Genomic DNA, 13,849 nt, shown 5'->3' with positions numbered 1-13,849 from the left:
GACTCCTAAGCAGCTTTAGTTTGATTAGTATTACGATGTGAATGCAAAGTAGAAAAATACACATCTTCTAAATTAGCAGGTGCACTTTCAAACCCTTCAGGTGCATTTTGCGCTAGGATATGAACAATTGTTTGACCTGCAAATAACCGCTTAGAGATCACAGGCATATTTTTTTCTATTTCAACCGATTCAGCTTGGCTTACTGATTTACGCCAAATTTGACCATTTAATGTATCTGTTAAATCAATTGGATTACCTTGCAGCACAATTTTACCTGAGGCTAATACTGCCATGTTAGGACAAAGCTCAGATACATCTTCTACTATATGTGTTGATAAAATAATGGCTTTTTGTTCACCCAAGCTCACTAACAAGTTATGGAAACGATTACGTTCTTCAGGGTCTAAACCTGCTGTTGGTTCATCAACAATTAATAAATCAGGATCACCTAATAAAGCCTGAGCGATACCAAAACGCTGACGCATACCGCCAGAAAAACCACTAACCGCATTTTTACGATGCTGATATAAATTGGTATGCGCTAATAAACCTTCAACCGCTTCTTTTCTTTCGCCTTTATTTTTAATGCCTTTTAAAATCGCCATATGATCTAATAATTCATAAGCGCTAATACGTGGATAAACACCAAAGTCTTGTGGTAAGTAGCCTAACCTTTGGCGCAGTGCTTGAGGATCAGCAAATACATCTATGCCATCAAAGTTAATCGAACCTTTATCAGCTTGCTGTAATGTTGCGATAGTTCTCATTAAAGATGATTTACCCGCTCCATTTGGACCTAATAAACCAAACATACCTTTTGGTATCTCTAAATTAACGTCATCTAAAGCTTTAACACCATTATCGTATGTTTTTGATAATCCATTAATAGTTAACATATTCACTCTCTCTTAAGCACTTGTTAGTTTTGTTTTAGTTATATCGCTTGTTATAAAATTGTAAATTAATTTATTTTACTGGCGCTATGCTAAATAAATAGGCTTAAAAAACATACAAGAAAGTGATTAAAGGTAAATTGCGGTGATAAGTGGTTTTTTGAAATAATAGAATAAAAAAGGACTGAAACAAAAAAACCGCCAAAATGGGCGGTTCTTAATTAGATACTAAACAGTGTAATCAATGGGAATTGTTTGATCTTCATCATTTGCATTAGCGTACACAGCTAATAATTTAGCTTGCTGCTCCATTGCTTCTTTAGCGACGACTGCTTGACGAACTTCATCATTATTTTTTACAACATATGCTTCTTTTGCTGACAACGAATCATCTGTTAAATTTTGATATGTATTATATTTAGCAATTGATTTTTTAGCTTCAATATATTGACCATCATTAGGTAATGTAGGATTTTCAGGAATACTTGGTCTATCTGCAGCAGATAAAGCCTGAGCTTGTGAAGACAATTGTACAACCGTAGAAGATACTTCATTTACTGCAGGGCCTGAACTTGAGCCTGTTCCATTTTAGGTGTACTACTTTGCCCAACTTGAGCATAATGATTTGATGGTTGAATTTGCATATTAACCGCTCCCCATTAATTTAATTTGATAGCTGTATTTTACACTGCCAATCTGAATAATTAATGAACAATTGTAATTTTTAGTACAAAAATTGTTTTTATGGCATTGTACAATGCTTAATCTAAACAATTTAGCCTCATAAATAATTCGCTTGATCTTTAATCATTACACAGCTATAACAATCAAAACAAATAAAAAGAGCTGCATATGCAACAACATAATAATATCCCATTATCTGATTTTATCGAATATCCACATGATGAAATGCTAGAAAAAGCTAAAGAAAACTACGAAAACATTAAACGTCGCCATTCTATTCGATCTTTTTCAGATAGACCCGTACCAAAAGAGATAATAGAAACTTGCCTAAAAGCTGCGGCCACGGCACCTAGTGGTGCAAACCATCAACCTTGGCACTTTGTTGCGATTCATAGTGCTGATATCAAAAAACAAATTCGTATTGAAGCTGAAAATCTTGAAAAATCATTTTATGAAGGTCGTGCTGGTGAAGAATGGCTAGATGCCCTAAAACCTTTAGGCACAGATGCCAGCAAACCTTATTTAGAATCGGCACCTTGGTTAATTGCTATTTTTAGCCAAAAGAAAGGCGGTATCCATGCAGAAGATAAAAACCAAAATTATTATGTTCATGAATCAGTTGGCATCGCTACTGGGTTTTTAATTCAAGCACTACATCATAGCGGCTTAGTAACATTAACTCATACGCCAAAACCTATGAGTTTTTTAACTAAAATTTGTAACCGAAATCCAGATAACGAAAGAGCCTATATGCTACTTATTGCAGGCTATCCAGCTGATGATGCCACAGTACCCGATCATGCATTAGTGAAAAAAGATTTAAATGAAGTTGCTAGCTTTATTTAAGATCAAAGTGATACGTTCCAATAGTATCTGCTTATCAGTAATACTATTGGATTCATTATATTAAGCCGCTTTCATTAAGTTCAAAAAAGCTTGCCATGTTTGCTCTGAATTTATCACTCGCCCATGCCCTAAGCCTTGTGTGGCAGTTAAGTTAACATGTTCAAATTGTGATACTTGCTCAGCAGTTAAATCAAAGGGGGCAAATTTATCACCTTCATCATGCACTATTTGAATTTGCTGTTGCGTTTGCGATAAATGCGGCTCGGGCAACAGCGATTTAAATTTTAAATCATGCTCAACTTCAATATCACTTAACAGATTATGAAATAATCGAGATTTTAATCCTGTTGATAAAATACGCTGCTCAAATGATTGATAAAAACCAAAAGTCGGCGCAATCAAAAGATGCTTGATTGATTTATCTTGGTTTAACGCACTATATCTTAGAATTAAATTTTATTAGCTAGCTGATTTAAAAAGATCGTTTAATACATAAGTTTGTTAATATCTCTCGTTGAATAGTTAACCCCTTTAAAATGAGACTAATAATGACGATTGAGCGCCTAGAAACAAAACAACGCATGAGCCGAATTGTAAAACATAACGGTACAATTTATTTGTGTGGCCAAGTATGTGCCGATGCGACACAAGGAATCAAAGAGCAAACTCAGACTATGTTAGATAAAGTAGATTCATTACTTGAACAAGCTGGCAGTGATAGAAACCATATATTATCAGCAACAATTTATATTAAAGATATGGCTGATTTTGCTCAAATGAATGAAGTATGGGATAACTGGGTAAATGAAGGTTATGCGCCGGCACGTGCATGTGTTCAAGCAAGTATGGCACGTGATGTATTACTAGTAGAAATCTCAGTAGTAGCAGCTGAAATTTAAGCTAGAAACTAGAAGCTAGAAGCTAGAAGCTAGAAGAAAACCTTATCTCCTAGCTTCAAGCAGTTTTATGCTTCATTAGGCACAATTTGAATCTCAACACGGCGGTTTAATGCTTTATTTTGCGCTGTATTATTAGCCGCTACTGGCTGTGTTTCACCATAGCCTGTCGTATTTAAACGCGCTGCTAAAATGTTTTGATTCATTAGGTATGATTTAACGCTTGTAGCACGTTGCTCTGAAAGTTTTTGATTAAAATCAGCTGCACCTGAACTATCTGTATGCCCTTCGATGCTTAATAATGTTTTATCAAACTTAACAAGTACTTTAGCTACATCGTTTAAAGTCGTGTGAAAACCAGATGTGATATATGACTGACCTGTTGCAAATGTAATATTCGAAGGCATGATCAAACGTAAATTATCACCTTCACGCACTACATCAATACCAGAACCTGATAACTCATCACGAAAAGCCTGTTCTTGCTTATCCATATAATCGCCAATCGCAGCACCTGCAATAGCACCAATTGCCGCACCAAATACAGCGCGTTTATTTTTATGATTACTAGTTGCTTTACCTAAAACAGCACCTGAAATAGCACCAATCACAGCGCCTTTTTCAGCGTTGGTAGATGCACAGCCAGTTAATACAAGTGAAGCCACAACGACCGGTACAAGTGTTTTTTTCAATAACATGATTCATTCCCTAAAGGATTTTTATAAAGCGATAACGCAATAATAAATAAAATTAACTGAACACAAGATGAAGCGATTACATTAAATCACAAACCTGTAACCAGAAACTTAAACTATTCATTAATTGGAGGTAAATTATAAGGTTTTACAAGCTCGGTTAACATGCCATTTTTTTGAAAATCACGCATTTTTTGTTTTATTTTATTTAAAATCTCTAAATTATGATATTTACGTGAGAAAGCTGCATAACCCAAAATAGTATCTGTATATCTATAATTTAATTTCTGCAATTTATGACGATCTTGATTTAAGTATTTTAAGGAATAGTCAGCGGTTTCTTCCACTGCAATAACAATGTCAACACGGTCTTTGAGTAACATATCCATAGCAACCTTCTCAGAAGAGACTAAAACTTTATCGAGTGTTAAATCATTATCAAATCGTTCAAAATGTGCTGCTTTTCTTGTAACAGCAATACGTTTATTTGAGAGTTGCTCATAAGTATTAACTTCAATATTATTATCTTTCAAAGCATAAAATACAAAGGACGAATTTAATACCATATAAGCTGGTTCGATAAAGTCTAAATAGTCATTTCTTTGCGGGTTTTTAATTAAACCACCCAACATATCTATTTTGCCTTCTTTAGCCATTTTCAAGCAACGAGGAAACGGACAAGATACAACCTCTAATTCAAAACCAACATCAACTTCAATGCGCTGCATTATATCCAATATAATCCCAGAGCCTTGTTGATTTGTATCGACAAAAGTATACGGGGGTGCATGATTAATACCTATAACGATTTGCGGATGATGTGCTATCGCAACTGGCATATCAAACATCAGTAAAAGTATTAAAAATATCATTTTATAAGATATGATTTTTTTCAAAAGTTACACCTAAAATAAGTGCAAAAATCCTTGCTTTGCAAAAGTAGAAAACATCGCCATTTTAATGTATTTCTCTATGTTTGTCGCTTTGATTACACTATTTACCTGTGTTGGTAACATTTGGCTACAGTTTCCCGCATCTATGAAAATGTATAATAAAAACACACCTCCTTTTGAATTTAGTTTATTTATATGAAAGCATCAATAATTGCATTACTGACAACCAGCTTAATTTTAACAGGTTGTACGAGTGACGAGACGTATGAAAGCGACGTTACAGCTATTAACTTAGTTAATAACGAATTAAACATTATATGGTTTGATAAGAATAATGATGAAGAAGTGTCTCTATCTCCTGATTCAGCGCTCGAGTACGGACAAGCAACTATTGAACAAACCTTATATCAAGATAAATTATATTCTAGCTATTCATTTAAAGCGACTGACGGTAATACTTTAGAAGATGTAATCGAAAAAACATCTTTTAGTTTATCTCATGATGAAGAATATGTTGTTTTTGCTTACCTTGATCAAAATGAAGACTCACAACTTGAGCCGACATTAGGTGCTGTTTTTGTAAAAGACGAAGACATTGCAGATAACCAATATCGTGTAATTATTATGCATACTTTCTCATCAAACACCGGTTTAATCGATGTGTATATCGGAGATAAATTAGTCGCTGAAGATTTAGAATATGGTGATGGTAGTGAGTACATCAATTTAAATATTGACAATACTCAACTTAAAATTACTAAAGCAGATTCAATTGCGCCAATTCTTGAATATACAATTGAACCTGTTGAAGATGAATTCCATACTATTTTCATCGCACCAGAAACAACTGATAACTACAATGCAGCCGCATTTGTTGTTGTAGATAAAGACGAAGATTAATAAATCTAAAAACTTCATTTATTCGTAGTGCTCTAATAAATGAAGTTCTCTCAAAAATGCTTTAACTTCCACATATTGTAAAATAGAAATTATCTATTTGAAGCGCTATAAAATTGCCATTTTGAATAAAAACAATTAAGGTCACGTTTCGAGAATAAAACCGGAACGCATTGTGCAAAAAATATTTCGTCAGTATAAAAGCTTAATCATCTTTCAAAGCTTGCAAATTCTATTACTGGCATGCATCTATCTTGAAATCCAGTTTACTCCGTTTGAATTTGATAAAAGTACAATTAGTACTTTTTTACATAACTGCGCGCTTATAGTTTTGCTCCCTTTAGTATTTATTTATTCTCCTATTAAATATATTCAATTTAAAAAACACACCACTAAAACGATATACCTCAGCGCTATTTTTTTCTCTTTTATCACAGGCTTTGCCAGTGCAACTTATACTCATACAGCCTCAGTCCCTGGTACATTTTTATTGCAAATAAAAACTGAAACAAACACAGATAGTGATAATAAGAACTCAGTTCATATCGGCTTCCAGTCCCCTTCACCTAATTCAGGATATGAAAATAAAACAGGCATTGGCATATTTTTAGCTGAAGCCTTTGTACATAGCTTATTTTATTGCTTATGGGCATTATCATTTTTACAATTTGTTGCTTATTTACATAAAAAAAGATTATTCAAAGAGTTAAAAAAACAACAACTGGATATTCTGACTTACCAGCTTAATCCTCATTTTTTATTTAACGCATTAAATAGCATTAGGGGCATGTTATTTGAGGATAAAACTGAAGCAAAAAAACTACTACAACAATTTAGAGCTTTGTTTCATCATCATTTTGAAAACAAACAACACCAATTAGAGTTACAACAAGAAATAGAATTATGTAAACATTATCTGAAGTTAGAAAAAGTACGATTTGAAGAAAGGTTAGAATTGCAGTGGCTTGTAGATCAAAAAGCACTCAACGCAAAAATACCAACGATGAGCTTATTTACCTTTATAGAAAATGCAATTAAACATGGTATCGCACCTATTATGCATGGCGGCTGTATTACTATTCGTGCCAGAATCTATCGTGGCAAACTCACTTTAGAAGTTATTAACCCAATCAAACCTGACTTTACTGCTGATGGTACTAAAACAGGACTCACCAATTTACAAAAAAGGTTAGATTTAATTTTTGATAAAAACTATAAACTTAAGTTTGGCTTAACAACTGATAATAATTATCATGTTAGCTTAGTACTTCCATATAACTTTGATAAAAATAAACATGCGTAGACTTACCGATTACTGGCTAGCCCAGGTACTAATATTTATTCTATTAACGACTTTACCCTTAATCGCATTGAGCGTTGTTGAAGCAAAAAAAGTACTTGCATATACACATGATTGGCTCATTTTTATCATTATGAATTTAATGGTATTGCACTATGTCGCACGAAAAATAATTGCAAAAAATAAAGCGGCCTCAACTTTAAAAAAGCTATTTAGTATTTTGATTGCCATTGTATTAACTAATTTAGTTTTGCTTTTTCCGTTGAATTTACTCACCATCCTCTGGGACTCAGAATCAACAAATAGGGATAAACTCTATTACGGCCTCATTGCCATCAGCATAAATATTCATATTATTTGGTGTATCGGCTATCAAATGGCTTTATCAGCCAGAGAGAAAAGCAAGCTTGAGCAAGATAATCAAAAATTAAATTTAAAAATTTTAGCACAACAAATACAACCAGAGTTTCTTTATCAGAGTCTAGATAATATTGAAGAATTAATTGAACAAGATGAAGAATTAGCATCAAATGCCATTACAGACTTAGCTGAGCTATTACGTTATAAACTTAAGGCGAGTAAACTTGATAATGTGCTTATTGGTGAAGAACTTCAAGCCGTTAAGCACATGCAGTGCTTGGCTAATTCTGGCGAAATTAATATTATAGATTTACCTCACATTTTAGCGCAAAATATAACTATACCACCGCTTTGTATTTATAATTTATTGACATTATTAAATCAAAAAATAGCATCCCCTTTATCTATTTCTTTTCAAATAGAGCAAGGAAAATGGTATTTAATAGTTTCAGGTGTACTCACCTCACCTAGATTGATCCGTAGAAAAATACTTAAGCAATACGAGATGTTTTTTAGACAAGATGCTGAATTAACTTATATTAACCAGCAACTCATTTTATCTGTAAAATTATAGTTTTAATTCGCCGCTAATGCTTTGGTAAGGTTTTAATTTAAAAATTAATAACATCGCTAAAAAATGGTCAATAATATCGGCTTGAAGGTGCTCATAAGGGATCCAGCGCTTATCTTGGCTGAAACAATAAAACTCTATTGGCAAACCGTGCTCTGTTGGCTGTAGTTCACGTACCATTAAAGTTAAATTTTGATTCAAACTGACATGTTGCTTTAAATAAAATTCTGCATATTGACGAAATAAACCAATATTCGTTTGTCCCACTAAAGGCTTTACATTTTTAAGTAAAAACCCTTGCAGGTTTTCATTATTGATTAATTCATTTTGCATTGATTCTGTAACGATTGATATTGATAACATATCAATATTCATAGATCGTTTGATTCTGCGGCCGCCAGACTCAGACATGCCACGCCAGTTTTTAAATGAATCCGAGATAAGTGCATAGGTAGGTATTGTCGTTATTGTTTTATCCCAGTTGCGTACTTTTACAGTATTTAACCCTAACTCTTCAACCTCACCATCAGCACCAAAACTTTTTACTTCAATCCAATCACCATAAGTTACTAAGCGATTAGCTGCTATTTGAATGCTAGCAACAAATCCAAGAATTGTATCTTTAAATACCAGCAAAATAACGGCAGCTAACGCACCAAAACCCGATAAAATGTAAGCGGGTGTTTTACCTATCATGATACTAAAAACCAGAATAGCAGCTACAATAAAGGTGACTAATTTAATGACTTGGATTAAGCCTTGAATAGGCACATCTTTAGAAAAAGAGAGTTGGTTATATATCGCCCCAGCAATACTCACAACAGAGCTAAATATTAAGCCTGCATAAATGACTAAGAGAATTTGCCCGCCTGATTTAAATATAGATGTAAGTAACTCTGTAGAAGGGTAAATAAAATGAAAGGTTGTTAAGAATAAAATTGTACAAAACAAAACCGAGAGTCTTCGATCAAGTTTATGGATTAAATGACTTAAAGGACCTATTGTTTTTGGCGAGAAGTATAAAGCGATTTTCTGCAAGGTTGGTAATAATAAGCGACTTGCAAATAAGTACACTACAACTAGTAAACTAATACCTAATAATACTGCGATAATCGCAGATATTAAACCAGCCTCAGGCATGTTAGCTAACCAAGGTAAAATCAGTGTTTGTAGCGGGCTCATTTGAATTCCTTTTAGTGAAACTTAAAGTTTAAGCAACCTCATTTTCAGATAGCTTTTTCATGTTTTGCTCTTTATCTTGCCACATTTTATTTAGCTCAGACTGAAACTGCACCCTAAAGTCAGTATCATTAGTATAGTCACCGATTAATGCATCCCTAATTGGCATCACTTCAACATGTACTTGAATACGCTTTACTTTACCGCTAGCAAAATCAACAAAATTAGGTATGCCATCAGGGTAATGTATGGTGATATTCACTATTTTAGAGAGTTGATCGCCCATAGCCTGTAAAACAAAAGCAATGCCACCCGCTTTTGGTTTTAACAATTGCTGAAAAGGACTTTTCTGCCTTTTATGTTTATTTTCAGTAAAGCGTGTACCTTCAACAAAATTCACAATACTTACAGGTACTTCTTTGAATTTTTCACATGCTTTTCGAGTTGTTTCTATATCTTTTCCACGTAGTGATGGGTTCTTTTTTAATTGTGCTTTGCTGGTACGTGACATAAATGGAAAGTCTAATGCCCACCATGCTAACCCTAAAAATGGCACATAAATAAGTTCTTTTTTCAAAAAGAAGTTTAAAAATGGAATACGATTATGTAATAAACGTTGCATCACTAAAATATCAACCCAGCTTTGGTGATTTGCAATAACCAAATACCAATCTTTCGGTTGTAAATCATCTAAACCTGTCACTTCTAATTTAAATGGTGTCATTATATTTTGAATGAGTGAGTTACAAGCAACCCAGCGACTCGCTAAAAATTTAGCAATCCAGCTTATAAACTGCTGCCACGGCTTAATAGGGATTAATTTTAAAAATCCACAAATAATAATAGGCAATACCCAAAAAAAGGTATTTATCGCATAAAACCCTATAGAAACGAACTGTCTAACTTTTGATAACACTGAACCCACTACAATTTCCTTAACTACGCTAATATCACAACGGCTGCAGTAATATGATAACGTTTTTTAATCCTCAAAATAAGGGGGGTACCTGTTAAGTCTCTTTAATATGGTTTTTTGCTTATAAATAGCGGGCTTTGGGGGAGTGAAAATGAAAATATGATTTATAAAAAACAACTTGTATATACAAATTACTCAATTGATTAAATTTGTATATACAAGCTTAAGTTATCTCTCATTAAAAGTGAATTAGTGAGTCACTTTAATACGTTCCAATAAATCAGGCGCTTTTTCACTATCTTTACTCATCGCATAATCTAATTGTACTAATAAACGCTTAGCACCATGCTCTGTTTTAGCAAATTTCCACTGCCTTAAAGCAACTTTTGAAACTTTATCAAATACTTTTTTAGGCTGTGCAGTAACTACGCTTACGTTTTCAACCAAACCAGCAGGTGTAATATCATAAACTAACACTACAGCCCCTTCTGTGCCTTCTTCGGCAGCTAGAGCAGGATATTTTGGTTCGATACGCATAATTGGAGAAACCTGTTCTTGTTTCATACCATGAACTTCATCTTGATGTGCTACTGCTATACCGCTCAACAAGCTTGTAGTCAGTGCAATTGCAGCTAATTGCGCTAAAGGTTTTGTAGATTTTTTTTGTTTAAGATTATTAATTCTTTGCAACATAGTACTCTTCTCTCCATAGTGTGTATAAGCACAAAGTTTCGTGCTTGTTTGCTCAGCGCATATTAATAAGGCTTTACCATATTCAATGCTCTGTGATTTTGTTTTACTTTTTAATACAGCTGAATCGCATGAGATCTCTTGCACGCGACGATAACTCAAATAGCCAAACCAAATCAGAGGATTAAACCAAAATAAACTTAGAACAATAATCGCTAGGCTATTACATAAATTGTCTTTACGCTTATAGTGATAAATTTCGTGCTCTAAAATCATTTTTAGCTGTTCTTGGCTATATAACTTTTGATAATGAGTCGGTAAAACTAACTTAGGCGAATAAACCCCTAATAATAAAGGGCTTGATACAATATCTGAGTGATACAGCCTTAATCTATCAGGTAACTGTAGTGGTAGATTTTGTGCTGCTGTCGGAGTTAAAGATGATGCTATCTGCTGTTGCTGCTTTGAAAAAAATCCAATAAACAAAATAACAAACGCACCTAACCCCCAAACTAAAGGTAGATAATTCAACTCCGTTTGAGAAAACTCAGGTGATTGAATCCCCACTAAATAACGGGTAATCTCATTATTTTCAATTGCCACAAACCCTAAAGGCAAATTATTCAAAATTATTCCCACTGGTAATATCAACCAAAGGCTATAACTTAATTTAGCGCCTAAACTAGGTAATGACTTTTTCTCAAAAAACACTAATGCGATCATAATTAAACAGATATAAAGTTGCTGCTCAATTAACCAAGTTAGCAATTGAGAATCAGCTAACATGTTAATCATTGTCTTGTTCCCATTGATCAATCAATTGCTTTAACTCTGATATATCTTGCTTTGATAGTTCATCAGATTTTGCAAAACCAGCAACTAAAGGGGCAATTTTCCCACTGAACATACGCTCAAGTAAGCTTTTACTTTCTTTTAATGTATAAGAGTCTCGCTCTAATAAAGGCGTATAAATATAAGTCCTTTGTTGTTTTTCGAATCCTATAGCGCCTTTTTTTACCATACGATTAAGTAAGGTTTTTACTGTTTTTTCATGCCATTCTTTATTTTCATTTAGCTTAGCAATGATCTCATTTGCTGAAGCAGGATGCTGCTGCCATAACACCTCTAGTACTTCAAATTCTGTTTTACTGATTTCAGTTATTGTCGACATAACGATTACCCTTGTAATTTATAAACCATAGATTACACCTGTAATTATATAATACAAGCTTTTTTTGATGTTTATTTACCCAGACTAAAAATTAACTTATGCTGAGATTAAATAATAAAAGGGAACTATTATGCTCAAACATGTTATTTGACTTAGCATTGCACTACTTTTAAGTACTTCATTTAGTTATGCAAACGTAGTTAAAGTACAAAAACTCAATCAGAATATTTATGTATTATTTGGCCAAGGAAGCAATATAGCGGCCAGTATTGGTGAAGATGGTATTTATATTGTTGATGATCAATTTGCTAAATTATCAGACGACATAAAAATGCTCATACCGATGGTGATGCCATTGTATTTTTTGATAACGCTAACATAGTGCATATGGGGGATATATATTTTAATTTAAACAGCCTGCCATTTATTGATGTGAATAGCGGAGGTAGTGTTAATGGTGTGATTGATGCAGTTACTGATGTATTAAAAAAAATAGATAACAATACTCAAGTGATCCCGGGGCACGGTCCTATTAGCAATAAACAAGAACTCAATAACTACTTACACTTAGTCAAAAAGGCTAAAGAATTAGTTTTAGAGACAATGAAAATAAATAAAACTGAACAAGCGATTATTGATGCACAACCTTTAAGCCCATTGAAATTAACTTACTCAAACTGGTTGCCACAAGAACGGGTTACAAAACTCTTTTACCAAAGTTTAAATAAGTGAATTCACTGCCAAAAATCTCCTTCATAACCCTTTTACGAGATAAAAATGACCAAAAATCATTTTTACTCTCGTTTGTCCCCTTAATTTGTTACTTTATGTTTTATCAGTAACATTTTAAAAATATATAAGGGAATAATATGCAAAAAAATCAAAATGAATTACCAGATCTCTCAACTATTGTCAGTAAAAAGAAAGGTTCTGCTATCGGTGTAATACTGGCTATTGCTGGCATAGCGACAGCATACCAAGCCATGTATACAGTTGATGAAGGTCACGTTGGCATAATCAAACGTTTTGGTGAAGCAACAGAGCAAGTAAACCCTGGGTTACATACTAAAATCCCATTTGTGGATACCATAGAAGTATTAGAAATTCGTACTCGTAAGAATGTTGAAAAACTAAATGCTTCGACCCATGAGCAAATGCCCGTTGTGGCAGAAGTGTCAATTAACTGGACTGTTAAGCGCGATCAAGCTTTTGAGTTATTTAAAGCTTATGGTGGTTTATCTCAGTTTGAGAGTCGTATATTAGACCCCAAACTCAGATCTGCTGCAAAAGATGCGTTAGCACGATATAAAGCAGAAGAGCTAATACAAAACCGCTCTCAAGTAATTGCGCAAATTGAAGAGTTACTTGTTGATGGCATGAAGGAGTACCCTGTTAAATTAGATTCAGCGCAATTAGAGAATCTCATTTTACCGGCCAAATATATTCAAAGCATTGAAACAAAACAAACTGAGAAAAATTTAGCTGCTGCAGAACAACATAAGCTCGATCGTCAAAAATTAGAAGCGCAACGAGAAGTAAATACTGCTATGGCGCAACGTGATGCTGCTAAAGCTAAAGCTGATGGTCGTGCTTATGCCATTAAAAAAGAGGCGGAAGCTGAAGCCGAGGCAATATCACTAAAAGGTTTAGCGGAAGCAGAAGCGATTAAAGCAAAAGCAGCTTCTTTGAGTAAATCAAAAACATTAGTTGAGTATGTAAAAGCCCAACAATGGAATGGTCAAATGCCAACAACAATAATGGGATCTGACCAAAACGTTTTATGGAGTATTGATAGTAAAAAATAACCCCTAAATATAGCTTAACTTTACCTTAAAGCGTAGGCGCGACTTCAGTCGCG

16 protein-coding genes are annotated in these 13,849 nt (G+C 33.9%); 7 read left to right on the top strand and 9 right to left on the bottom strand.

What is annotated here, in order from left to right; translation table 11 throughout:
• Window positions 1-5: 5 nt before the first annotated feature.
• Together PSA_RS03790 and PSA_RS03785 are read right to left on the bottom strand one after the other, a co-directional pair.
• The gene (locus PSA_RS03790; protein WP_042150139.1) at window positions 6-896 is read right to left on the bottom strand and encodes an ABC transporter ATP-binding protein; all 891 of its coding nucleotides are present in this window, start codon (window positions 894-896) and stop codon (window positions 6-8) included.
• Between the two features lie 225 nt (window positions 897-1,121).
• Window positions 1,122-1,421, bottom strand: coding sequence for a hypothetical protein (locus PSA_RS03785; protein WP_042150136.1), 300 nt, complete (start codon window positions 1,419-1,421; stop codon window positions 1,122-1,124).
• Between the two features lie 324 nt (window positions 1,422-1,745).
• Here PSA_RS03785 and PSA_RS03780 point away from each other — a divergent pair, with 324 nt between their 5' ends.
• Complete coding sequence (locus tag PSA_RS03780; protein WP_042150134.1) at window positions 1,746-2,423, top strand: nitroreductase family protein; 678 nt, start codon at window positions 1,746-1,748, stop codon at window positions 2,421-2,423.
• Window positions 2,424-2,483: 60 nt separating this feature from the next.
• Here PSA_RS03780 and PSA_RS03775 read toward each other — a convergent pair whose 3' ends face one another.
• Entirely contained in the window at window positions 2,484-2,825 is a 342-nt protein-coding gene (locus PSA_RS03775) for a hypothetical protein (RefSeq protein WP_052380176.1), read from the bottom strand.
• A 146-nt stretch (window positions 2,826-2,971) separates the two neighbouring features.
• On the opposite strand from PSA_RS03775, the gene PSA_RS03770 reads away from it, so the two are divergent.
• On the top strand, window positions 2,972-3,322 hold the full coding sequence (locus PSA_RS03770; protein ID WP_042150131.1) for a RidA family protein: 351 nt from the start codon (window positions 2,972-2,974) through the stop codon (window positions 3,320-3,322).
• Between the two features lie 65 nt (window positions 3,323-3,387).
• On the opposite strand, the gene PSA_RS03765 is transcribed toward PSA_RS03770, so the two are convergent.
• On the bottom strand, window positions 3,388-4,017 hold the full coding sequence (locus PSA_RS03765) for an OmpA family protein (RefSeq protein ID WP_042150130.1): 630 nt from the start codon (window positions 4,015-4,017) through the stop codon (window positions 3,388-3,390).
• A 113-nt stretch (window positions 4,018-4,130) separates the two neighbouring features.
• The gene (locus PSA_RS03760; protein ID WP_052380175.1) at window positions 4,131-4,910 is read right to left on the bottom strand and encodes an ABC transporter substrate-binding protein; all 780 of its coding nucleotides are present in this window, start codon (window positions 4,908-4,910) and stop codon (window positions 4,131-4,133) included.
• A 192-nt stretch (window positions 4,911-5,102) separates the two neighbouring features.
• On the opposite strand from PSA_RS03760, the gene PSA_RS03755 reads away from it, so the two are divergent.
• The 3 genes from PSA_RS03755 (at window position 5,103) to PSA_RS03745 (ending at window position 8,038) form a co-directional block, all read left to right on the top strand.
• Window positions 5,103-5,807, top strand: coding sequence for a DUF4397 domain-containing protein (locus PSA_RS03755; RefSeq protein ID WP_042150127.1), 705 nt, complete (start codon window positions 5,103-5,105; stop codon window positions 5,805-5,807).
• A gap of 172 nt (window positions 5,808-5,979) precedes the next feature.
• Window positions 5,980-7,107: a sensor histidine kinase gene (locus PSA_RS03750; protein WP_052380174.1), complete on the top strand. Its 1,128-nt coding sequence runs from the start codon at window positions 5,980-5,982 to the stop codon at window positions 7,105-7,107.
• Window positions 7,100-8,038: a histidine kinase gene (locus PSA_RS03745; protein ID WP_042150126.1), complete on the top strand. Its 939-nt coding sequence runs from the start codon at window positions 7,100-7,102 to the stop codon at window positions 8,036-8,038. The genes PSA_RS03750 and PSA_RS03745 overlap by 8 nt, the downstream gene beginning before the upstream one ends.
• Here PSA_RS03745 and PSA_RS03740 read toward each other — a convergent pair.
• The 4 genes from PSA_RS03740 to PSA_RS03725 form a co-directional block, all read right to left on the bottom strand.
• Window positions 8,033-9,223 carry a mechanosensitive ion channel family protein gene (locus PSA_RS03740; protein ID WP_127924204.1) on the bottom strand — a complete coding sequence of 397 codons (1,191 nt, stop codon included), beginning with the start codon at window positions 9,221-9,223 and terminating at the stop codon, window positions 8,033-8,035. The genes PSA_RS03745 and PSA_RS03740 overlap by 6 nt on opposite strands.
• A 22-nt stretch (window positions 9,224-9,245) precedes the next feature.
• A complete protein-coding gene (locus tag PSA_RS03735) occupies window positions 9,246-10,139 on the bottom strand; it encodes an acyltransferase (protein WP_231665216.1) in 894 nt (297 codons plus the stop codon).
• A gap of 240 nt (window positions 10,140-10,379) precedes the next feature.
• Complete coding sequence (locus PSA_RS03730) at window positions 10,380-11,615, bottom strand: TonB family protein (protein WP_052380173.1); 1,236 nt, start codon at window positions 11,613-11,615, stop codon at window positions 10,380-10,382.
• Complete coding sequence (locus tag PSA_RS03725) at window positions 11,608-11,982, bottom strand: BlaI/MecI/CopY family transcriptional regulator (protein WP_042150158.1); 375 nt, start codon at window positions 11,980-11,982, stop codon at window positions 11,608-11,610. The genes PSA_RS03730 and PSA_RS03725 overlap by 8 nt, the downstream gene beginning before the upstream one ends.
• Before the next feature lie 396 nt (window positions 11,983-12,378).
• On the opposite strand from PSA_RS03725, the gene PSA_RS26160 reads away from it, so the two are divergent.
• Both PSA_RS26160 and PSA_RS03715 read left to right on the top strand, forming a co-directional pair.
• Window positions 12,379-12,723, top strand: a complete 345-nt coding sequence (locus tag PSA_RS26160) for a hypothetical protein (protein ID WP_052380172.1) — start codon at window positions 12,379-12,381, stop codon at window positions 12,721-12,723.
• A gap of 137 nt (window positions 12,724-12,860) precedes the next feature.
• Complete coding sequence (locus PSA_RS03715) at window positions 12,861-13,796, top strand: prohibitin family protein (protein ID WP_042150122.1); 936 nt, start codon at window positions 12,861-12,863, stop codon at window positions 13,794-13,796.
• Window positions 13,797-13,849: the final 53 nt, after the last annotated feature.

It is taken from the genome of Pseudoalteromonas sp. '520P1 No. 423' (assembly GCF_001269985.1).
Taxonomy (GTDB): domain Bacteria; phylum Pseudomonadota; class Gammaproteobacteria; order Enterobacterales; family Alteromonadaceae; genus Pseudoalteromonas.
Note: the sequence above shows the minus strand (reverse complement) of the source record. Positions and strands in the feature narration are given on the sequence as shown.

Bases quoted from the DNA above. Each gene is read 5' to 3' on its own strand.
- PSA_RS03790 (WP_042150139.1), bottom strand. From the start codon at position 896: ATGTTAACTATTAATGGATTATCAAAAACATACGATAATGGTGTTAAA.
- PSA_RS03780 (WP_042150134.1), top strand. From the start codon at position 1,746: ATGCAACAACATAATAATATCCCATTATCTGATTTTATCGAATATCCA.
- PSA_RS03770 (WP_042150131.1), top strand. From the start codon at position 2,972: ATGACGATTGAGCGCCTAGAAACAAAACAACGCATGAGCCGAATTGTA.
- PSA_RS03765 (WP_042150130.1), bottom strand. From the start codon at position 4,017: ATGTTATTGAAAAAAACACTTGTACCGGTCGTTGTGGCTTCACTTGTA.
- PSA_RS03755 (WP_042150127.1), top strand. From the start codon at position 5,103: ATGAAAGCATCAATAATTGCATTACTGACAACCAGCTTAATTTTAACA.
- PSA_RS03745 (WP_042150126.1), top strand. From the start codon at position 7,100: ATGCGTAGACTTACCGATTACTGGCTAGCCCAGGTACTAATATTTATT.
- PSA_RS03730 (WP_052380173.1), bottom strand. From the start codon at position 11,615: ATGATTAACATGTTAGCTGATTCTCAATTGCTAACTTGGTTAATTGAG.
- PSA_RS26160 (WP_052380172.1), top strand. From the start codon at position 12,379: ATGGGGGATATATATTTTAATTTAAACAGCCTGCCATTTATTGATGTG.
- PSA_RS03715 (WP_042150122.1), top strand. From the start codon at position 12,861: ATGCAAAAAAATCAAAATGAATTACCAGATCTCTCAACTATTGTCAGT.